16 protein-coding genes are annotated in these 23,493 nt (G+C 45.7%); 3 read left to right on the top strand and 13 right to left on the bottom strand.

The features are described from left to right. Nucleotides 1-39: 39 nt before the first annotated feature. From AC1S8V_RS06945 to rhaD, 6 genes are all read right to left on the bottom strand, one after another. Nucleotides 40-5,205, bottom strand: a complete 5,166-nt coding sequence (locus tag AC1S8V_RS06945; RefSeq protein WP_482073006.1) for an S-layer homology domain-containing protein — start codon at nt 5,203-5,205, stop codon at nt 40-42. A 429-nt stretch (nt 5,206-5,634) separates the two neighbouring features. Then, a complete protein-coding gene (locus AC1S8V_RS06940) occupies nt 5,635-7,008 on the bottom strand; it encodes an ABC transporter substrate-binding protein (RefSeq protein ID WP_482073005.1) in 1,374 nt (457 codons plus the stop codon). A 350-nt stretch (nt 7,009-7,358) separates the two neighbouring features. Further along, complete coding sequence (locus AC1S8V_RS06935; RefSeq protein ID WP_036669010.1) at nt 7,359-8,180, bottom strand: carbohydrate ABC transporter permease; 822 nt, start codon at nt 8,178-8,180, stop codon at nt 7,359-7,361. Beyond that, nucleotides 8,177-9,139 (bottom strand): carbohydrate ABC transporter permease, encoded by a 963-nt coding sequence (locus AC1S8V_RS06930; RefSeq protein ID WP_091033725.1) that lies wholly within the window; start codon nt 9,137-9,139, stop codon nt 8,177-8,179. Before AC1S8V_RS06930 ends, AC1S8V_RS06935 begins: the two co-directional genes overlap by 4 nt. Nucleotides 9,140-9,481: 342 nt before the next feature. Then, the gene (locus AC1S8V_RS06925; protein WP_482073004.1) at nt 9,482-11,299 is read right to left on the bottom strand and encodes an APC family permease; all 1,818 of its coding nucleotides are present in this window, start codon (nt 11,297-11,299) and stop codon (nt 9,482-9,484) included. A gap of 263 nt (nt 11,300-11,562) precedes the next feature. After that, nucleotides 11,563-12,408 (bottom strand): rhamnulose-1-phosphate aldolase, encoded by an 846-nt coding sequence (rhaD, locus tag AC1S8V_RS06920; RefSeq protein WP_482073003.1) that lies wholly within the window; start codon nt 12,406-12,408, stop codon nt 11,563-11,565. A gap of 435 nt (nt 12,409-12,843) precedes the next feature. Here rhaD and AC1S8V_RS06915 point away from each other — a divergent pair, with 435 nt between their 5' ends. After that, nucleotides 12,844-13,194: a hypothetical protein gene (locus AC1S8V_RS06915; protein WP_482073002.1), complete on the top strand. Its 351-nt coding sequence runs from the start codon at nt 12,844-12,846 to the stop codon at nt 13,192-13,194. Nucleotides 13,195-13,244: 50 nt separating this feature from the next. Next, nucleotides 13,245-14,453: a hypothetical protein gene (locus tag AC1S8V_RS06910; protein ID WP_482073001.1), complete on the top strand. Its 1,209-nt coding sequence runs from the start codon at nt 13,245-13,247 to the stop codon at nt 14,451-14,453. Nucleotides 14,454-14,488: 35 nt separating this feature from the next. On the opposite strand, the gene AC1S8V_RS06905 is transcribed toward AC1S8V_RS06910, so the two are convergent. From AC1S8V_RS06905 to AC1S8V_RS06875, 7 genes are all read right to left on the bottom strand, one after another. Then, nucleotides 14,489-15,010, bottom strand: a complete 522-nt coding sequence (locus AC1S8V_RS06905) for a GNAT family N-acetyltransferase (RefSeq protein WP_482073000.1) — start codon at nt 15,008-15,010, stop codon at nt 14,489-14,491. Between the two features lie 486 nt (nt 15,011-15,496). Further along, nucleotides 15,497-16,219 carry an adenosine deaminase gene (locus AC1S8V_RS06900; protein WP_482072999.1) on the bottom strand — a complete coding sequence of 241 codons (723 nt, stop codon included), beginning with the start codon at nt 16,217-16,219 and terminating at the stop codon, nt 15,497-15,499. Between the two features lie 27 nt (nt 16,220-16,246). Then, on the bottom strand, nt 16,247-16,450 hold the full coding sequence (locus AC1S8V_RS06895) for a hypothetical protein (RefSeq protein ID WP_482072998.1): 204 nt from the start codon (nt 16,448-16,450) through the stop codon (nt 16,247-16,249). 505 nt (nt 16,451-16,955) lie between these two features. Then, entirely contained in the window at nt 16,956-17,243 is a 288-nt protein-coding gene (locus tag AC1S8V_RS06890; protein ID WP_482072997.1) for a hypothetical protein, read from the bottom strand. A gap of 188 nt (nt 17,244-17,431) precedes the next feature. Then, complete coding sequence (locus AC1S8V_RS06885) at nt 17,432-17,920, bottom strand: DinB family protein (RefSeq protein ID WP_482072996.1); 489 nt, start codon at nt 17,918-17,920, stop codon at nt 17,432-17,434. 27 nt (nt 17,921-17,947) lie between these two features. Beyond that, nucleotides 17,948-18,883, bottom strand: coding sequence for a helix-turn-helix domain-containing protein (locus AC1S8V_RS06880; protein ID WP_482072995.1), 936 nt, complete (start codon nt 18,881-18,883; stop codon nt 17,948-17,950). Nucleotides 18,884-19,079: 196 nt separating this feature from the next. After that, on the bottom strand, nt 19,080-19,946 hold the full coding sequence (locus AC1S8V_RS06875; RefSeq protein ID WP_482072994.1) for a helix-turn-helix transcriptional regulator: 867 nt from the start codon (nt 19,944-19,946) through the stop codon (nt 19,080-19,082). A 93-nt stretch (nt 19,947-20,039) separates the two neighbouring features. On the opposite strand from AC1S8V_RS06875, the gene lacZ reads away from it, so the two are divergent. After that, complete coding sequence (gene lacZ, locus AC1S8V_RS06870; protein ID WP_482072993.1) at nt 20,040-23,159, top strand: beta-galactosidase, LacZ type; 3,120 nt, start codon at nt 20,040-20,042, stop codon at nt 23,157-23,159. Nucleotides 23,160-23,493 lie beyond the last annotated feature (334 nt).

Raw genomic sequence — 23,493 nt, 5'->3', positions numbered from 1 at the left:
GTAGTCTGCAAGCTGTTTTTTAAGTTTATATCCTGCGTTTTATTGCTGTTGCAATTCACTTGCCGATAATAAAAGGGTCACCACTTCAGCACGTGTTGCTTCAGCGAGTGGGTTGAACTTATTCTGCCCGGTTCCCTTTACCAGTCCTGCATCATATGCAGCAGCGATATATGGAACGGCCCAGGCAGGTACTTTATCTGCATCCGAAAAACTCAGTGACGGATTGGATTGTACCGGGAGGCCGAGTGCTCTGACGAGCATAACTGTCATCTCTACCCGCGATACTTTGCCCGATGAACGGAACGTATCATCCGTATACCCGCTAATGATGCCTTGATCCACTGCCTGTGCAATAAAGGATTGCGCCCAAGCAGGTATTCCGGCAGCATCCTTAAACGTCAATGCCTTGTTGCTGGCTGGAAGTTCAAATGCTCTTCCCAACATAACAATGAATTCGGCGCGTGTGGCTGGTGCATTCGGACGGAAATTACCATCCTGATATCCGTTCACAATTCCCCGGGAAATGGCCTGCTCAATGGCAGCAGCTGCCCAGTGATTCCCGATATCTTTCAGGTCCACAACCGGAGGGGGTGGATTAGTACCTCCACCATTGCCCGGAACGGTTGGCGTAGTTGGGTTCGCAGGATTGGTTGGTGCAGTCGGTGTAGTTGGAGTTACAGGCGGGGTAGGTGTTGTAGAACCTCCTCCACTGTTACCACTACCCGGATTACTTCCATTATTCCCGCCACCATTACCAGGGTTGCTTCCATTTCCGTCCCCCGGAAGTGGCGCACCCTTCAGATCCGTACTACGTCCTTCCGTCTTTTGATCGACTGTACCTACACGGTCCAGATGTTCATGGAAGATTTCATAATCGACCAGATTCAATTCGTAGAATCGATTATCATCTTTCGCGGTTCTCATCGCACGATAGAAGTCTCCACCGTTAGCCATAAATGAATTGGTAGCGACGATATAGTACCCGTTCGGATCGATATCCGAGTACGTACCATCTGCATTCTTAATCTGAACTTTGACCACACGTTGACCGACTTGGGTCACGGTGTTGGTCGTGGCATCCATTTTTTCGCCTGGCTTTGTGGAATCGTAGTAGAGCCGCATGCCTGCCACTTGCGGGAAGCGCCCTTCTCCCGTTTCCACACCACTAACGCCATTTTCCAGCGCGGCTGTGATTTCCTTGCCTGTCATTTTCAATGCAGACAGATTATTACCGAATGGCATCACAGTCAGAAGATTGTCCAGCGTAATATCACCTGTCTGGAATGAAGCTCGAATGCCTCCGCCGTTCTGGATCGCCACGTATCCTTTGACGTCGTTTTCCTTCACAATGGATTTCACTTTCTCCAGCATACCGTCCGTCATCAGGTTTCCTAAATTGGTTTCCTGTTTCCGCACGGTACCCCGTTCTCCATCAAGGAAGACATTCGTTTTACCAATAACCGTTTTCTTGAACTGTTCCAACTGAGGAGCATATTCTTTCAGCTTGTTTGCAGCTTCCACATCATCAGCATAGACGAATTGGTCGTTAGCATCTTTCGCATCCAGATTCAGCAACTTGCCGTTCCACTTCTTCAATATACCTGCTTCATCAAACGTAACATCCAATTGACCAAGAGAAACGTCATATTCACCGGTTTGCACGACCAATGTTGGCTCATCCTGACTGCCTACAACAATCGGTTCCTTCAGAATGGTGTGTGAATGACCACCTACCACAATATCGATCCCTTCTACGGCTTCAGCCAATTTTAGATCCTCTGAGTAGCCAAGGTGAGTCACAGCGATGATTTTATTGATACCTTCATTTTGCAGCATCTGTACAGTTGCCTGCGCACTTGCCTTGTAATCCTCAAACTTCAAGTCATCTCCTGGTGAAGAAAGAGATACCGTGTCCGGTGTCGTCAGTCCGAAAATACCGACTCGCTCACCATTCACTTCCGTAATAATGGCCGGATAGATTTCGGCTTTCTCACCCGGATCACCGATGCTATTGTTGTACAAACCACTCAAACTCGCATCCTTTGAATAATCAATATTGGCACTCACAAACGGGAACTCTGATTTTTCAATAAATTCTTTCAGTACGCTTGGACCTTTATCAAACTCATGGTTTCCGAAAGTCATGGCATCGTATCCGATCATGTTCATGAACTCCAGATCAGCCAGACCGTTAAACAGATTGAAGTACAATGTGCCTGAGAAAACGTCCCCTGCATCCAGCACCAGGGTATTATCATTGCGTGCTTCCTTAATTGCCGTTACTCGGCGCGGGATATTATCCAGATGCGCGTGCGTATCATTCGTGTGCAGCACGCGCAGGTTGAAGTCCCCTTCTTCCACTGGACCTCCAATACTCAATTGTGCAAGTAGTGGATCATGGTCGCTTACCCGTCCATCCGCTGTTTCAAAATCAGCATTCACATGTACCACTTCGATGGCTGCCGTCTCAGTCAGGTTTTTACTCACCAGAATGTGATCCAGTGTCTGAGAGTTTCCATCATAGATGTAGGAGTAGCGCTGGTTCTCTGGCAGTTGGTTTACCAGATTGTCCAGTTCATTACCTTCGACAATGTTCAATGTATTTGAGAATTGGAAGTCATTGAAATCGCCGAGAACAGCGACATTTACCTCAGGGTCTTTGTTAAGCAACTCTTTCACAAACCCATTCACCAATGCAGCCTGCTTCGCACGTTGAACTTCACTGCTTCGAGTCGCAGGCTGTATGCTTCCAAAAGGCTTCAGATCTCCACCTTTGGAATTGAAATGGTTGGCAATCACCACTACACGTTCACCATTGAATTCGAATTCCGCTGCGAGCGGTTTGCGGGAGCTGGCGAACGCCTCGTCCCCTGGTGCAATACGACCTGGGTTATTGGAGAGACTGCCGTCTGCTTTGACTGTGATCGCTGTCGTAGCATCGCCTTTTCCGATACCCGTAGCCAACGATACACGGTTCGGCTGGTATAGGAATCCTACCCGAATGTTGGCACCCGGTGCCCCGCCATCCTTGTTATTTTCTGGAGCAATCTCACTGTATCGATATGTTGGTCCATTATTCGCTTTGATTGCATCAATTAGAGTCTGAAAACTCTCATTGGCCGCTGTTGTACCTGTATCGGCATCGCCATCGTTATCCTGAACTTCCATAATGCCAATGATATCTGGCGTTCTCAAATTATCAACAATGATTTTGCCGATTTTATTGGCTCGTGTTGCATCCTTTTTGCTGAAATTCTCTACATTAAATGTGGCAATCGTCAGTTTATCTGCTGCTTTCTCAATGGAAGTAACCACTTGTTTCGTTTCTCCCGGAATGACCGCTGGCAAATTCCCTTCAGGATTCACCTTGAAATTCCCGGCAGAATATGTCATTACTCCGATCACATTACCATCCAATTTGTCACCTGTTTTTACTGCTTTGGAAGGTTTCTTGCCGATAAACAGACGCTGCGGATTGAGATCGCTCTCATTCATACCTTTCTTGTTATCGGTCAGAATAACACCACCCGCAGGTGTGCGAAGTGGATTGTTCTCACCATTATCCACAACAACGGCCAAACCCGGTTGACTGGAGTATGGACCTATAATTTCAGGCTTTTCCAGTTCAACACGCATGCCTTCCAGACTTTCATAGAAGTCTATCGCATCCTTCTCGGGATTAAATTCTGCAAAAGAGTCCGAGTCAATCACTGTTGGAATGATGTGTCCATTGACACCCAACTTCACAGGTGCAGGCAGATCGACCTTATCTAACACTTTTACAATGGTACTCGCCGTAATTTGCGTGGTGGTTAATTCGTTAACCGCTCCATATTCCGTAACTTTGCCGGATACCTTCACCTGGTTGCCAACGAGGACTCCATGACTCGGTTTATATACCTGAATGGCTTCGGAGGTCCGATCATCCTCGTCAATCTCATCCGGAAGCTCTTGCATGTAAAAACTGCTTGTACTGACGGAGGTAACAATACCTTCGATATCTTTAACATCATATCCGTTAAAAACAGAGGTATGTCCTGCACCCTGAATATCATGGATACGCAAGTTTTCTTTATCTGGAAGTACTTGATACGTAAAGGTGTACACCGTACTGGATTGTCCATTAAGAATGGCAACGGCCTTGATTACGATGTCTTGATCAATCACTATTGGACTACTATACACGGTGGAAGAAGAAGTAGGCTCCGTATTATCCGTTGTGTAATGTACAACTGCACCCTTGGCTGGAGAGGTTAAGGTGACTTCATTGTTTCGGGGAATCCCACCGGATGGAACACTTGCCATCACAGACAGGCTATTTTCTACAACATCTGCAGCTGTTCTAGGCAAAATCTCTAATCCGTAATTACTGTTGAACGTGAGAACACCTTGCACATATTCGTAGGTTTTGCCGACAGTTAGCGCGGTAGGAGAGTTTTTGGCATAGATCGTCATCTCAGCACCATGACGATCCGTAGCGTAGAACGTCGAACTACTGCCACGTGTTACCTGAATATCTCTTACTTCGACAAACATTCCCTCATACTTTTCGCCCGGACCTTTGTTACTTTGGTCTGCTGGTCTGACAAAGTCTGTGGAAACCATATTTTTGGGTTCGGGGAGTGTTATATTTTGCCCAATAACATGGATGTATCCTTCAGTAAAACCAGACTTATCCTTCTCAATCTGAACGAGCCCGCTGTAGTGAGTAATTGGACCATACACTTCAATGCGATCTCCGACTTCAATTTGATTTTTTGCTCGAACTACAATGCCAGCTTCTTCATCTTGAATATAATAATTCGTGAATTCTCCGGAGAGTTCACTGTACGTTACGACACCTGATACAGCTACATTTGTATTTGGCGCAAGTGTCCGCGCCTCAGCGATGGGGATAATTTCAGTCCCGTCTGCTTCCTGTACTTCTGAATTATCCGTCTCAGCTGGTTCCTTACTATCAGTTTCATCAAGATCATCATCTTCGTTGGTCGGTGACCCCGTCCCCTCCAGATCTGACGATTCTTCCGTTGGAACAGTATCAGGTATGGTTGTCTCCTGATCACTTGTTTGGGGCTGCTCCGTTACTACATTTTCATCATCAGCATATGCGGTACGACTTAATCCACCGATTGGTGCCGCACCTGTAACGACAAGAACGAAAACCAGAAACCCTTGTGCCCAACGTTTCACTTGCTTGTTGTTCATTCGTCCTACCCCCATGTTTTCAACTTGGCAATCATTTGTTCAGCCAGCTTGTACATTAGTTCAAATATAAGATAACTGAATAACAGAGTTGTGTAAACAATATTTCTTCGTTATGAAAGAAAATAGAACATATACATCACAAAAATAAATCATATTCTATTCTTTAAAGTTAAACAGGACTATTTTCAGATCAAAATCATGTCTTTCTGATCTTTCCGAGTCATATTTATGTGCACATTAAACCACTTACGTTAGATACACTGACATACAAGGTATGAATCATTTACTTTTTCGACAATTCGTGACGGCAACTATCTACCCTTTTTTAAGAAAAATCAGACTTAAGGCTTATAGTAAATTTCAAGATACAGGCATAGCAATACGACGATCAGGAATGATCGCCGCATCTATTTTGATATTAGCCTATAATTACTTCTTCACCGTACTGTTATACTGGGCAATCTTGTCTGTAATTTGTTTGGCTGCTGCATCCAATGCTTCTTGTGGTGTACCTTGTCCATTCAACACCGTTTCAATCGCTCCTTCGACAAGTTGTCTGGCTTCTGGGAATACACCCATTAATGCCCCGGATGTTGCTGTCGAATCCGCTGAAGCGTGCAATTGGTCGACTGCTGTCTGGAATTGCGGGTACTTCACCATATTATCCTTTAATACTTGCTCATTGTAGGCTGCTGTCGTAATTGGGAAGTATCCTGTCGCAACACTCCAGTTTGCTTGTACCTCAGGTGTTGCCAAGTACTTGATGAATTCCCATGCCGCTTGCTGTTGTGCTTCCGATTTGTTATTCATGATGTACAAGCTCGCTCCACCCACCACAACGCCGCCTACTTTGGCATCAGCCGGACGAGGCAGGAAGCCTGTTCCCAGTTCAAACTTGCCACCTGAACCTTCTACGATTTTGCGCAGGCCAGCTGTGGAATCCAGGGTCATACCGATTTGTTGTGCTGTAAATGCTGCTGTCGTATCGTCTGTGCTACGCCCCAGATTGGAGAGGGTTTTCTCGTCGATCATCTTTTTCCACCATGTTAATGTCTTCACTCCAGCTTCGGAGTTCAGCAGAGACTCTGTAGCTGCTTCGGTTCTTCCGTTTCCATTGTTTACATAATCTGCATTCTGGTTCGCAAAGAATTGTTCCATGAACCAGCCGTAGATCGCCATGGATGCACCTGGCTTACCGTCTTTCGCCAATGCTTTTGCCGCTTGCTCAAACTCTTCATACGTCTTCGGCGGGTTCTCCGGGTCCAGACCTGCTGCTTTGAACATATCCTTGTTGTAGTACAGGATCGGGTTCGATGTGTTAAACGGCATGGCGTTCAACTTGCCATCAATCGTGTAGTATCGGATGATGTTTGGCTCCAGTTGGGACAGGTCAAACTTGTCCTTGTCGATGAACTGCTGTACTGGCGTAATCATGCCCGAATCGATCATGAACTTGCTACCGATCTCGTAGACCTGGATAATGTCAGGACCGCTATCTGAGCCCATGGATGCTTTGAGTTTGTTCAGACTTTCATCGTACTTCCCTTGATAGATGGGTTTCACCTGAATGTCCGGATGACTTGCGTTAAAGTCGGAAGCGAGCTGGTTAATCGCTTTTTCCCCTGCACCCGACATGGAGTGCCACCAGGTCAATTGTGTTGTCTCAGCTGCGGCCGCTTCTGCAGGTGCTCCACTTGCAGGGCTGCTTGTTTCAGCTTTTGTTCCGCAAGCAGAGATAACCAACATTAGAGCAGCCAGCATTAATGCGAATGTTCCTCTTTTTTTCAACCGAAATCCGTTCATAATCGCTCTCCTTTTATATGGCTCGCTTCAACATAAAATCTTGGAGATGACACGGCGTGGCCGTTACGGTTACGAATCGTTCTTCTGATTGCTGTTATCCTCGGATTTTTTATATCACCTTTTCAAAGGTGAAAATCCGATGATAAAGGCAAACGCTTCGCTTCTTCAGAATCGATTTCGTCCCCTCCACTACTACCGTGGTTTCTCTTTTCAAGATCCTATTTCAACACGCGAGCCTTGTTTATTCGCTCCTGGTATCCAGCCCTTAAGACCTTGTACGAAGATACAAGGTTTAATTCAAAACCTTTAAATCTTCCACTTCAATTAAATACTTGTAAAACTTTCTATTCCTACCCCTTCAGTGCGCCTGCGGCCATTCCGCGGACAAGCTGTTTCAACCCGAAAATCAATAACAGTAAGGATGGTAGAATGACCATTGCTGTTCCGGCAAATACCAGATTCCACGCTGTGGATTCCTGGAACTCCAGCATCGAGATTCCGATCTGTGCGGTTCTCATTTCTGGTGTGTTTGTCACCAGCAGCGGCCAGAGATACGAATTGTACATGCTTAAGAATGAATAGATTGCCAGTGTTCCAAGTGCCGGACGGGACAAAGGCAAGACGTGTGATATGAAATAGCGAATATGACCACAACCGTCGATCCTCGCCGCCTCGAACAATTCCTTGGGTAGCTGCATGAAGAACTGTCTTAGCAGGAATGTACCAAACGCCGTTGCCAGAAACGGCACGGTAAGCCCCTGGTAACTATCCAGCCAGCCCCAGCTGCGAACCGTGAGGTAGTTGGGAATCATCGTCACTTCCCATGGAATCATCATCGTTGCGACAAACATGCTGAAGATGACGTTTTTGCCTTTGAACTGCATTTTTGCAAAAGCATAGGCTGCCATACTCGCTGTAATCAATTGACCAAGCGTCGTCAAGCCTGCGACAAGAAAGGTATTGCCGATAAATCGACCGATCGGAACAATATCGAATACTTCGCTAAAGTTGGACAGATCGATTGAATTTGGAATGATATGTGGCGGATAAGCGCTCGCATCTTCCGGCGTCATCACGGCCATGAAAAAGGTGTACATCACCGGATACAGCACAAGCGCTGCACAGATCGTAAGTAATACATACAACAGTGTTTTGGTCCATGTCGCACTCATTGGTAATGCACTTTCCTTTCTACCCATTTGAACTGGATCAGGGTCAGCAGCATAATGACCACGAACAGGATCAGTGCCTGCGCACTACCTGTACCAAAGCGGAAATTAACGAAGGCTTCCTGATAGATGGAATAGACGAAAACATTCGTGCTGTCCATCGGGCCACCCCGGGTTAGAATGTTGATCTGACCGAACGATTGAAAAGCGCCAATGATCGATACGACCGTAACAAAGAATAACGTTGGTGACAGGAGCGGCATTGAGATTTTACGAAACGTCAGCAATGGTCCTGCGCCATCAATCTTGGCGCTCTCGTAGATCTCATCCGGGATGCCCGCTAGACCACTGGATAGAATAATGTAGTTGAATCCCAGGTTCATCCAGATCGTCATGATGGAGATTGAGATCAATGCCCAATCCGGGCTGGTAAGCCAGGGGATTGGGTCGATGCCTACTTTGCCAAGCAGATAATTCAGCATGCCCAGAGTCGGATGGAATAGAAACTTCCAGATCACCGCTGACGAACCGACGGATAACACCACGGGCAAAGAGAATACAAATTGGAAAACACGCATTCCCTTGAACCGGTTGTGGGTCAGTGCAGCCAGAATCAGAGCAGCCAGCATGCCCGTAGGCACTGTAAACAGAACAAATAGTAACGTCACTTTCATCCCTTGCATAAACAGTCCTGACTGGAACACAGCCTTGAAGTTATCCAGTCCTACATAAGCCGCAATCTGCCCCGTCGGATCTGTGGAATGCAGACTGAGATACACGGACTTAAACATCGGGTAAAACAGAAACACTGCAAACAAAAGCAGCGATGGTGCCAGGAAACCATAGGCCAGCATATTCTCCCGCATTCGCTGCACACGCAGCGAGGCTGTACGACGCTCACTCGTACCTGATACGCGCCGTTTGGCGGCGGGCAAGCTGATCCGGTTATCAAGCTCACTCATCGGATTTTCTTCCCCCTTGATTCACGCATTCAGTGTGTGTGAAATGCTACATCAACTTCAGCACCACGTTATCTAGTGTAAGAGTCGAATGTCACAGCAAAATCTGTTCTGAATCAACATAACGTTAATCATGGACAAGGGGCTTTACGAAATCAGGGATCAACTCTACACCGAATCCGAATTAGATTTCACGACAAAAAACCGCAAGAACTCTCCTGTTTGGAGATGCCCCTGCGGTTCGATGTGTAAATGGAATATGAACGTTTGTCTATTAATGAAAGCGACTCATTTTACATTAATCTGTAAATCTCCCAAATGGGGTTAAGCGATTAACCGTTCGAGTTAACGATTAAGATGATATGGCACCGTGGTGACAATCACGTCTTTGTAATTGATCAGATAAGCCCGAATCATGAAGCTGGTCTGGTTGTGCAGTACATTTTGCCACCAATGCTTGGTGATGAATTGCGGAATCAATATGGTGATGTGATCGGTCTCGGCCGTTTTCCACTCTACGGTATCAATGAATTTCTTGAGCGGCCCCATAATGCTGCGGTACCTCGATTTGATCACGACCAGACGGACCCCTGGGTTCCACTCCTCCCACTTCTGCTCCATCTTGCGTATAGCCTCATCATCGAATCCAATGTACAGCGCGACCACGTGATCCGACATCGTCTGGGCGTAACTGATCGTGTTCATGACAACCCGGGTAATGCCTGCAACAGGAATGACAATCGTATTACCTTTTTGGGCTGGCTTATCGACCTGAATATCAATCCGCAGCTCATCAGCAATGTTGCAATAGTGACGGTGAATACGCATGAACACATAGACAACGAGCGGCAAAAAGATAAAGATGACCCATGTCTGCGTGAACTTGGTGAAAATAAAGATCAGGGTAATCGATAGCGTAGTCAGCATACCGACTGTATTAACCAGCAGTTTCATCTGCCAGCCAGACGGCTTGACTTTGATCCAGCGAATCATCATGCCGAGTTGCGATAGCGTAAATGGAATGAACACTCCTACCGCATAGAGCGGAATCAGGCTTTCGGTGTTTCCTTTGAACCCAACCACCAGAAGCGCAGACATCACACTGAGAAAAATAATACCGTTCGAGAAGCCAAGCCGATCTCCTCGGACCATGAACATATGAGGCATATATTTGTCTTTGGCCATCATGAAGGACAATAGCGGGAAGGCAGAATACGCCGTATTCGCTGCCAGGAACAGAATCAGTGCCGTCACACCCTGGATGATAAAATACATCCACCCTCTGCCAAATGTAGCCTCGGCAATCTGGGATATGACCGTGGCATGGGGATCAGGCTTCACCCCATAACCGAAGGCCAGCAACGTGATGCCAATGAACATGGCTCCCAATATACAACCCATGAGCAGTAACGTACCCGCAGCATTTTTCTCGGCAGGCTGCTTGAAGTTCGGGATCGCGTTACTTACCGCTTCCACACCAGTCAGAGCCGAACAACCGGAGCTGAATGCTTTCAACAGCAGAAACATACTCACATGGGATAGACTTGTTCCGAACTCAGGTGCAGCTGCTTCCATCCCCCCGGCAAGAAATTTGATTCCGCCCGAGATGATTAGAACTGCAATCGAAAAGATAAACAGATAGATGGGGATCGCCAGCACAGACGCTGACTCCGTCACTCCCCGCAAATTCATAATCGTTAGAAAAACAATCATAATGAGTGCAATCACGACACTGTAGTCATGCAGCATTGGAAACGCCGACGTAATCGCATCCGTCCCTGCGGACGAACTTACGGCAACGGTCAGAATATAATCGACGAGCAGAGATCCTCCGGCAATCAGACTGGAGGTGGTACCCAGATTATCCTTGGCTACGATATAAGCGCCGCCCCCTGTTGGATAAGCAAATATCGTCTGACGATAGGAAAAAATTAAAATGACGAGTAATCCCAGCACGGCGACGGAAATCGGAACAGAGTACCACAGGGCGGCGAATCCGGCCGCAACGAGCACCAGCAAAATCTGTTCCGTACCGTAGGCAACGGACGATAGGGCATCCGAGGACAGGATGGCGAGCGCCTTCCATTTCCCCAATTTTTCTCCATCCAATTCAGCCGATTTCATGGGCTTGCCTATTAAGATTCTCTTCATTTTGCCAAGCATGATCATAACTTCCTTCCGTCTCTCATCTGTGAAGCATTGTTATTATGCAAAATCGCAGAGCCATTGACAATACGTCATTTCACCCGAAATTCGCCAGCATGTGATAATGCATTCTACGATTCAATAATCGATAACAAAGCCATTCTTGTTCAGCAATTTGAACTTTTTTGAACCAAAACGACGTTTGTTCGTCAAAAAAAAAGGAAACGGCCTTGGGTTCAATGAACCGAAGACCACTTCCTTGATCTATGCGTTGATTATATTTAACTGCCCAGAATACCGGGACGAGGAGTAACACCAAATGCTTGCGCCAGTGTGGTCAGCTGTTCATCCGTAATTCTCTGCCGGATCTCGTGACCAGCAACCAGCATATACACTTGGGCTGCCTTCTCGATAGTTTCGATCAGACCAAATGCCTCGTCAATCGTTGTACCTGTTCCGAATATGCCATGCTGCGGCCAGATGACCGCGTGGTATTCTTTCATTTTCTCAGCCGTTTCGCGGCCAATCTCATTCGACCCAGGGATCATCCAAGGAATAATACCGATCCCATCCGGGAATACAACCACACACTCCGTGCACATCTGCCACAAGGTCTTCGTAAATTTCGCCTCATCCAATTCGTGGATAAACGTCATCGCTAGCACATGGGTCGCATGGTTGTGCATGACAACCCGATGGTTCGGGTCCAATTTCAGACGTTCAATATGGCTCATGAAATGGGTAGGTAATTCACTCGTTGGATTCGCCCCCGACTTCAATCCCCAGAGAACTTCCAGCTCCTGACTATCTTGCGATACACGCAGCAACCCCAGATTGCTTTCGGGATCAGCGAGTACATTTTTGAAATATTTGCCCGATGCGGTCACGATAAAATATTTGCCTGCCAGCTCTTGCACCGAAAATGCCGGTTTGATCTTGCGAATCACATGATGGATATCGATATATTGGGCTACTTCCTCTTCCTCCAGCAAATAGCTGACATTACCACCATTGCGCTCATCCCAGCCATTTTTCCACATATGTTGAGTAATTTCAGCCATCTCACGGACAAATGGAATATGGAAACCGGCGGCCTGTGTTGCTTCGTTTGTAAGGGTCACGTTCATGATCAATCTCTCCTTATATTGAAAATCATATGGCTTGCCACGTACATAGTAAGTTCCTTTTTTCACATTCATTATACCTTTGTTTATCTTTGATGGTCAATAATAAACACAGAAATAAACTTTTATTTGTTTTTGTTTAATTTTGTTTGTTTGAAAATATAACAAAAAAATACCCTGCCGGCGCCCGGCAGGGTCAGTCACACATCTATTTAACACGAGAAGGGGTTTACAAGACTTATCATACCTCTGCTACCTTAATAGAAGCTGAAAGCGAAATAAAAAAAGCATGAAAACATATATCCCCTTTGGACAGAAGATTCAGTGCCTCCTTTTCATTCAATACATATATCTCTGTCCAAACGCTTTCGTCAATTCTAGCATATGTTATTCTAGCTTTTCTCAGGAAAAGACATTCATAAAAAAGGAGATGGACCTATGCCAGTCCTTTCTACAGGCCCGATCGAGAACAACCTCTCCGGTGGCAGTAGGCCTACACAACAAGTCACCATCAAAATGGTCAATACCGATTCCATCAATACGTCCAATGTACTTATTGAAGGTTATTTCCTGAATGGAACGAGGAGCTTATACGTGCTTCAATCCGTTGATCTGAATCCCGGGCAAGTCTTCTCTCAAACCTACTATGCCAATTTGGATGGATACGAATATGTATTTACAACGAGTGGAGACGCAGCCGCATTGACTGAAATTTCGGTGTGGGGAAAAGACAGCACCGGGCAAATCGTCACCGCACACCGCATTGTTTCAAATGAACTAGCTCTATAAAAGGGGGAAACAAGCTGGCCACAATCTCGTCCGGGCCCATTGAGAACAACATGGTATCCGGATCAAGACTCACCCAATCGGTTACTGTCAAAATTGATAACGAAGATCCAGTCAACACCTCAAATATTCTTATCGAAGGATATGCGCTGAACGGAACCCGAACCTTGTATATACTGGAATCCATCTCGCTTGCTCCCAATGAAGTCTTCACCAAGAGCTATTATGCAGACTTGGATGGCTTTGAGTTTGTTTTCACTACCAGTGGCTTGGCAGAGAGCTTAACCGACATTTCCATGTGGGGCAAAAATGCCACAGGGCAATTGGTCGCTGCCCATCGACTGGTAACTTCTGAATTGCTGGGTGCTGAAGGTTGCACTCCCGACTTCGAGTGGGGACAGACGATCTATTGGGCTGATTCCAGCGCTCCAGGACCAGGTACCGGATCACCCTTTGATCCATTTAATTCCCTGCAGGCTGCTATTGACGCAGCGACGAATAGCCCACTTGCGGTTACTTTTGGCATGAGAGCCCGTTTAATTATTCTGATCGCCGGTAATTCTTCGTTTGATGAAGACATTGTCATTCCACCCGCAAGACATGTGCAGCTTCTGGGTCTCGGTCCATGGCAGCTCGGTAACTCCGATCTGGCCAACTTCGCTTCTTCCATCCCGCGTAATGTCACGATCCAGACGAATCCTGCAGAAGAAGATGCCTATCAGGACCAAGGACCTGCTTTTATTGCCCGTCCCGTTACGGTAATTGGTACACTCAATAATGGTACATCCGTCAGTACACACACCAACTACACGGACGGCGCCATTATAAGTGGTGACGTCGCTTTTCAGAACGTGGCTGTGGGTGACCCGTTCACGACCATTGAATTCCAACTGCTCAATGCCAGAGTCGTGGGTAATATCGTACAATCGGGTCACATGGGCACTCTGAACACGTACCTGTATCACAGTCGGATCAACACGATGGTTCATACTGGATTGAATATTCAGCGGATGGTGGATAGCACCTCAGACAGCACCATTAATGTAAGAGGCTACTCCCATATTACCAATTCGACGATGAATGGCAATGTGACTGTTACACTCGCGCTTAGCGATGTACCGCCCACCGGCATATTCAGCAGTCAGTTTGCTACGATCACCTGGACAGGACCTTTAACGCTGGATGCCGCCTCCAACTATTATTTTGTTAACAGCGGATCTACACTTGTCGGAACCAAAACCGTATTATTCAGCATCGCCTAACACGCAATCCCTGTCCTTCATTGGTCGGGGGTTTCTTATTTTCGCAGCACATACGATGGATGCATCTTTCCTGTCGATTCATAGCGTTCATCACCTGTATACTCAAATCCCAGCTTGATCAAGATATGACGTGACACTTCATTATCCGGATGATGCCCGGCAAACAGTGCCTTCGCCTTCATCTCCTCAAAGACATACGCAATCACCGCACGCGCTGCTTCCTGGGCATACCCTTTGCCCCAGTGATCCCGGGTTAGATGAAATCCCAGTTCATACATATCCTCTTCTGGAGAATACGGACGCAAACCACAGCAGCCGACAAACACTTCGGATTCTTTCTCAAAAAAGGGCCAATATTGCACCCCCACTTCCTTCTGCCTTTGAATTTCCTGTGTTAATCTCGCTTCTACTTCATCCTCGCTTAGAAATCCCTTGCTGCTAATCCACTTCGAAATCTCATGATCGCCCCACAGCGCAAAGGCCAGCGCACGATCCCCTTCGTGCCACGTCGCACATTCCAGCCGTTCGGTTTCAAATAAAATTGTTCTGTTCATCATCGACTAACCTCCTGTATGCCAACACAAATCTGCGTGCCGCCTATACCTTAAATTAATCGAATGACCACTAAAGTAAACAAACCTATATAAAGAGGTCACTAAAGTTTAAAGGTAATACGCATTTATTATTTACTCAACTTTCGCACTTAAAATAATGAGTCAACCCCTTGTGGGCGTAAGAAGATTTAAACAGTACTGTTTCTAGTGACAAAAAAACACCTCTCTTGTTTGGTATCATGGAAGTGTCGATCAACCATAAACAAGAAAGGTGTGTAAATGGGCTGTTTTTTGTCAACTACAAGAATGGATTTCTGGTTTACCCAGCTATATCAAGGTTTTTTTGGTGATTTAAGCTGGGGAAGTTGAGTAACAATCTTATCAATATTCATTTCTTACTTTCTATTTACATCTTTTCTTAACTTCACCCCTTCTTTTAATAAGGGGGTTCTAGGTTGGAACTAACGTCAATCTACAATTACTAACAGATCACAATTCATTGACTGTACCACAACCATAAGGTTGGCAAGTCTGAATTGTCGAAACAGTATTAATAAATCCAGTATAATCATGATATCTATAATAGTGATGGTCTTTCCTAATGAATAAAGTCCCACTGTAACCATTAATAACACCTTTAGTGTATGTTTTTGTTATCCAATAGGCTCTTGGTGCATCTTTAGAAAGATAATAACCGCCAATGCTTACAAGTATTCCAGCTATTTTTCCACTTACAGGTCCTCCTATAAAGGAAGCAAGTATACCTGCTACTGCAGAGGCTGTGGCATATATTATCTCAGTTGAATTTTCTACTTTGCCTTTATATACATAATCATCTGCTAATGCCTGTGGAGCGTAACTGAGATCTTCATAAACGGGTCTAACTTTTTTGATTGCATAATTCACTTCGCCGGTTTGCAGGTTTTCATACTTTACTTTGCTATCATCGACTTTTGTAATTTTTAACTCATCTTCTCCATTTGAATCGGTCGCAATATAGTAATTGTCATATTGAACTAATGTAGAACCATCTGTAAAAGTTACAGAATTACTGGTTGTGCTTTCAACTAAATCTAAGAGGCTTTTGTCCACTTGTGACACTGGCAAAGAAGTTGGTAAATCTACCTGATCCTGAGCAAAGGCTGGTAGTGAGATAGATGTAGAGAGCAGAACTCCTGCAAAAAATGTTTTAGAAATTTTTGATCCTATCATTTTTTATCCTTCATTCATTCTTTACTTCTATTTCTTCTTTTTCCTGAAGAAATCGAACTTGATCACATAATCAAAAAGAGACGTAATTACAATAGCTCCAATTGGAATCAATAAATAAATCCATAACGGATTATTTGGAGCTTCACCAGGGGGGGCATCAGTTAAAAAAACATAAAGAACAACACAATAAATTATGGCCACTACAATACCTGTTACATTTCTATTTTTCATAGTTGTTTTCCACCTCTTGTTCATAGAAATTCAAAATATTGTATTTCCCACCCAAATATACTATAACACATATTTGGAATAATTTATCTCCTTTATCTATTACTCTATAATATCGATTGTAAAAATACTAGATTCTGTGAAGCCAGATCTCCACTCCATACGGCAACCTATGGCGGGTTATTTCTTTTAAAATTTTAATTTTTTCTTATGAAAGGCTCGCTTTGTTCTGTTCGTTATAGTAATCAATCTATAGGTTCGCATTTATGTGGTTATTAGTTGTTACTTCTACTTCCTCTTCAGAAAGGATTTACCCTTCTACGTACGCTATCGTTGTTCCAACGAATTTAACGTTTTCATCTACTGCATCACCATAATAGAAAGCGGCAAGTATTTTATTAACTTTTATTATCTCAAAATACCCCTTTAAACCTATGTATATCCACAAAAAAAGAAAGACCCCTGCCGGAAACATGTCCGGCAGAGGCTCAACAAGCGAATTGCAACCTTAGAAATCAGATGTTGCAATCTGAATCGTACCTGTAGAAGCACCTGCTGCACTAGTCAATAGGGCAGCTACGAGCAGCAAATCTACAGACAGTGTAAGGCTGTTGCCGGCAGGGATTAAATACGTGATGACTGGTGCATTCACACGAGTAACAACCAAATCGACTGCGAACGGACCAAAGTTGTTAACCGTGATGCTGGCATTGGTTCCACCAGTCAGATCTTCGTAGTAGGATTTACCCACGCTTGCAGCCAAATTGTAAAACTGTTGCGGTAAAAGGATGGCCATTGAAATCACCTCCTTTTGCTTTGATACGGTATTCTATGCTTGAAATCTATTAAAGCAACGGTGAATTACCAGCGTCATAATGTCCAATTTTGATAGAATTCATAGATTGATAGACAAGTGTAGGCAAAAAAAAGCCCCACCGAAACATCCGATGGAGCTGATAAAGCTTATTATATATAACAAGGCTGCTACGCATACAACATGAAAAAGTTCAATTCATGACCCTGCTGCTTGAGATAGTTATATATCTGCGAACGGTGATGGAACACATGGGTTACCGTTTCGATCTGCCATTTGACTTGTACGTGCCCGTGTTCCATATAAAAAGCCTTTGTAGAGCGGTTTAAAAAGTCATCTTCGCTCAATCCCGTGATATATGCTTTGTAGGATTCAAAGTTGCTCCACAACGTTGCTTCAAGCTTCTCGATATCCTCAATCCCCGACAGGCTATTCTCCACCAGCCCAACCTCAGCTTCACCTTTTTCCTGCATAATGGCAAGATCCGATGCCGTGATTTGAATAAAGTGATGCACTAGCTCCACCAATGAACGCATATTCTCCTGTGGACGATAAGACCAATCCTCCGAACGGATCAAGCGAATTAACGAAGCCCCCGTCCGTACGCCTGTTTCCAATTCATTTAACAAATGATCCCGAATCTGCAATGTTCCATTCATATATGATGTCTCCCTTATCTTTTATTCTCACGATTTTAGTATAACCGAAGGTGCTACAGATCTATTGTACAAATCGGACAACATTCTGCCATGCTCCCTCGCTGCTGTCAACGGAGTCTCTCCATAAAACTTGCGAAATTGCCGAATCAGATGGGCTTGGTCAAAAAATCCATGATTCTGGGCAAGCATTGCCCAATCTGCCGTGTTCCCCTGATGAATATCGCTCAATACACGATGAAAACGAACCACTTCACTGAATCGTTTGGGACTGATTCCAATCCATTCCGAGAACTTGCGATGCAGCTGCCGCTCGCTGACTACCTCACGCATTGCAAGCTCCTGGACACTCATACGTCCCCCATCCTTGAAGATGCGGTGCAGCACGTTTTTCATCAGATCGTTCTCATATGTACTTGACTGCACCGACAACGGACTCAAGTACGCATTCATAACCTCTACTCGTTCTGCAAAACTATTCGTTTCAGCCATCCGCTCCTGAAGCTCGTTCAGCTTCTCGGGCCAACATTCCTGAAGTGCAATTCGCTTATCTGTAAACCATTCCAGAGGCAGGCCATGGAAGACATGTGCCCCGCCCGGGAAGAACCGCACACCAAAGGTATAATCTCCAGTAGGAGCATCATCGTTAGATGACTCCGGTACAGCGAAAGGCTGTGTATAGTTGCCACAGTAAGCATAGGAATGTACTGAACAGACCGGGTCGTATGTAATCAGCATGTCCGTGCAACCATCCGGCAATACCCGGGCAGGGACAGTCATCACTGATCGCTCTCGACCTTCTCCCGCAGCAACATCCGCATGTGTGTTCGGAAGAGATCCCGATTCCCAATAACAGGCCACATAAGCCATCAAGCCGGCAGCAGGTATTTTCTCAACATAATAACTGTTAAAATACGTTCCATTCATCTGAATCGGCTTAAACAGCGGATGTAGACTAGGATCCACAATACGTCCCTCCGATCACTAGAGTTTGTTGTACGTTATGTATTCATCTATCATACCATCAACCGAATAAATGAAGAAAAAAAGTGCCCTACCGGAGGACAATCCGATAGGGCCAGTCACACATCTATTTAACACGAGAAGGGGTTTACAAGACTTATCTTACCTTCGCAACCTTAATGGAAACAGAATTCAGCTTTCAATTCAGTCCGTGCAGTTTGCGAAAACGCTCTGGACTCATACCTGTATGCCTTTTGAACATCGCACAGAAATAACTGGCGTTCTCGTATCCCACCCGATCAGCAACTTCATATATTCGGAGCTCTCTCTCACTGAACATGAGTTGTTTGCTTCGATTGATCCGTTCCTGGTTCACGTAAAATACAGGTCTGGTATGAAGTGCCTTCTGAAACAGCCTGCACAAATATTGGGGAGATACCACAGCCACATCGGCCAGTTCCTTCAGCGAAAGTGAACGATCCAGATGCTCTGCGATATAACGGAGCACAGGCTTCAAACGCTCCAGTTCATCATTATAATTGGCTGATGCGATGAGCAGTGGCTTCAGATCCAGCAGCAGGGCATATAATTGTTTGGAGCATTCAACATCGTAATCTGCGTAATCCGTAGTATCCCCATTCTCTCCTCTAACCAGAAGTTGCTCCAGGCCACGCAACAGCGTTGCTGTCCTGAGTCTGCATACGCGTGAATCGGTTATCCCCGCATAAGATAATAACTGGCTGGCCTCTCTACCCTGAAACGAGACCCAAGCCAGCTCCCAACGGTCACTAATGGGCATATATCGATGCGGTACATCAGGATACAGAAAGAAAACGTCACCCGGTCCGACGATATACTCGTCTTCTTGTATAATCAGTCTCCCCTGACCTTGAATAATCTGGTGGATCTGATAATCCGGGAATCCCTCTGGACGCTCGGTTTCATATTGGTGTTCCCAGTAACCAACCGTGGTCATATAGATCGGCAGGCGAGCAGCTTCTTCTGTTTTACCAAAAAAAATCCGGGTATCCATCCCGTACACCACTTTCTCCATCGTTAGTTTCATATTGTGATACATATGGGCAATATTCTTTATTTTCTAAGTCATCATTCAATTCTATAATGACAATATTATAACATTTCAGAAGGAGTTGCTGTTATGCGAAAGAAACTGGTACACACCCCTCCGGCAAATGGATACCCGGAATGGAACAACAATCCCGAGATTTTTCAAGTAGGCCGTCTACCCGCACATGCGTCTATGGTAGCGTTTTCATCTATAGCAGAAGCATTGTCCAATGATTCCAGCGCATCGCCATGGTACGAATCACTGAATGGTCCGTGGAAGTTTTCCTTTGCGGAGACACCGGAGCAACGGATTTCATCCTTTTATGAGAACAACTATGATGCCAGTGACTGGGACGAAATCGCCGTTCCTTCCAACTGGCAGCTGCAAGGTTACGATTATCCCCAATACACGAATATGACGTATCCGTGGGTCGAGCGTGAGCCTGAATTGAAGCCACCATTTGCACCAACGAGCTATAATCCGGTGGGTTCGTACATGCGCACGTTTACGGTTCCTGCTGACTGGAAAGACCGTCCTGTCCTGCTTCACTTTGAGGGCGTTGAATCTGCCTTTTATGTATGGGTGAACGGGGAACTGGTCGGTTATAGCGAAGACACGTTCACGCCCGCAGAATTCGATATCACTTCGTATCTAACGGAAGGTGAGAACAAGCTGGCTGTGGAGGTATACCGCTGGTGTGATGCGAGCTGGCTAGAGAATCAGGATTTCTGGCGGTTAAGTGGAATCTTCCGTGGTGTATATTTGCATTCACCTTCACCGGTTCAGATCGCCGATTTCTTTGTTCGTACTGAACTGGATGACGCGTATCAGGATGCGGAGCTACTGCTGGATTTGAAGTTATTTAATCATAATGCCGCGCAGACCACTGCCGGATTGTCCGTTCAGGCACAGCTTTATGATGCACAACAGCAGACTGTGTTGAAGCAGCCACTTACTGCGGCGGTTGCTTTCCAGGGCGAGGATGAACTTTCATTCAATTTGTCAGCAGAGGTTATCCAACCGCTTCTATGGAGCGCCGAATCCCCTCATCTATATACGCTCGTGCTTTCCATTCAGAATGAATCGGGCGAAACGCTGGAGGCTGTTCGCAGCCGGATCGGATTCCGCAAGTTTGAACTGAAGGACGGCCTGATGCAAATCAATGGCAAACGTATTGTGTTCAAAGGCGTGAATCGTCATGAATTCTCCCCGGATACGGGTCGGGCCATTGGGCGGGAAGACATGATCCGTGACATCGAGTTGATGAAGTCCTATAACGTTAACGCCGTGCGCACATCCCATTATCCGAATCAGACACTCTGGTACGAACTATGTGATGAATATGGCCTCTATGTCATTGACGAAACGAATCTGGAAACTCACGGTACATGGTATTATGGGCAAAAGGAAATGAATGAGAACAATATTCCCGCGAGCAAGCCGGAATGGCGTAACAACGTGATAGATCGCTGTAACTCCATGTTCCAGCGGGACAAAAACCATGCGTCCGTTATTATCTGGTCTCTGGGTAACGAGTCCTTCGGCGGCGATAACTTCATCGCCATGTACGATTATCTGAAACAAGTCGATCCAACCCGTCTCGTTCATTATGAAGGAACCTTCCATTATCGTCCTTCCGATTCGGCAAGCGATATTGAATCAACGATGTATATCAGCCCTGAACATGTGGAGAATTATGCCCGCATGCAGGGACCAAAGAAACCTTATATTATCTGCGAATACAGCCATGCCATGGGTAACTCCTGCGGCGGACTCCATCTGTATTGGGATTTGTTCGATAAATATGATGTGTTACAGGGTGCATTTATCTGGGACTGGGTCGATCAGTCCATTCGTACCACTACGGCAGACGGTGTAGAATATTTCGCTTATGGCGGTGATTTCGGCGAATCCCCTCATGATGGCAATTTCTGCGGTAACGGACTGATTCTTGCCGATAAGACGGTTACACCGAAGCTTGAAGAAGTGAAGAAATGTTATCAGAACGTTCGTATGGAAACCGTTGATATCAAAGACGGCCTGCTACGCATCCGAAACCAGTTCCTGTTCACGGATCTGAGCGAATATTCGCTCGTATGGACAGTAACTCACGATGGCGTATCCGTAGAGAACGGCACGTTGGACATCGCGGTACCGCCTGGCGAATCGGCTGAAGTCCGTATCCCATACACACCATCGTCCGATCCATTCCAGGAAGCGGTGCTGACTGTATCTCTGGTCACCAAAGTCGCAACCAAATGGGCAGGAACAGGTCATGAAATCGCCTGGGATCAGTTCGTGGTATCTCCGCGATTGCTTCCAATCCAATCGGTGCATCAAGGACAAGGCAATGCGCTTCATGTTCAGAATCTGCAAGATGAAATTAGAGTAGCAACGGATAAAGTAACCTTGAGCTTCAATCCAGCTACTGGCGCGTTAACGTCTTATCAGATCAACAATCAGGAGCAATTGCTCGCACCTGTCCGGCCGAATTTCTGGAGAGCCATGACAGACAATGATATGGGGAACCGCCTGAATGAGCGTTCTGCCTTCTGGAGAGATGCTCACGCTACCAACAGATTAATTCGCTTCGAGCACCATGCAGACGAGCAAGGCATTCTCGTGACGACCGATTACACGTGGGATTCACATCCGGGATGTACGCTGTCTATTAAGTACCGAATTGATCCGGATGGTGTGCTCGAAATCAGTCAAACCCTTATTCCAGGCGTGGGCCTCCCCGATCTGCCGGAATTCGGTATGCTGCTGCAACTGAATAATAGTTTGGATACCATTTCCTGGTACGGCAGAGGACCGCATGACAACTACGCAGACCGTCTAACCAGTGCACGTCTCGGCTATTACACAGGTGCGGTTCGAGATCAATTCGTTCCATACCTGAAACCACAAGAGTGTGGTAACAAAACCGATGTACGTTACGCTAAAATTACGTCAGCTGATGGTCAAAGTGGCCTGCATGTTGAAGCCACCATACCATTTGAAATCAATGCGTTGCCGTGGACTCCGGAGGAACTGGAAGCAAACGACCATGTGTACAAATTACCTCAGAGCACGCAGACTGTCGCTCGCATCAATTACAAACAAATGGGTGTTGGTGGAGACGACAGCTGGGGCGCACGTACCCACGCTGAATACACCTTGCCAGCCAACCGCGCGTATCACTTCACCTTTACGGTAAAACCTGTATAACACCAATCAAGCACTGCTGGCAGTATCCCAGTAGTGCTTTTTTTTGTTGGGGCAGTAAGGAGTGGGAGTTTGAACTTTTTCATGGGAACATTATAATGAATGAGGTGCAAACACGATTTTCCCAACAATTACTCTATTACGAGGTGAGAATTTGCAATATCTGTTTACCGCTCTCTTCATTCTTGGCTTTATTGCTTTCTTGGTATTTGTTGTTCTGATGATCCTCTCCATACGAAAACATAACCGATTAACGATAAGATATATTATTCTATCGGCGTTATGCTTCGTAATTGCTTCAATAGGGTTGTATGGAATGCTTACTTTATCTTCAAAT

It is taken from the genome of Paenibacillus sp. B46(2026), from assembly GCF_056786355.1.
Note: the sequence above shows the minus strand (reverse complement) of the source record. Positions and strands in the feature narration are given on the sequence as shown.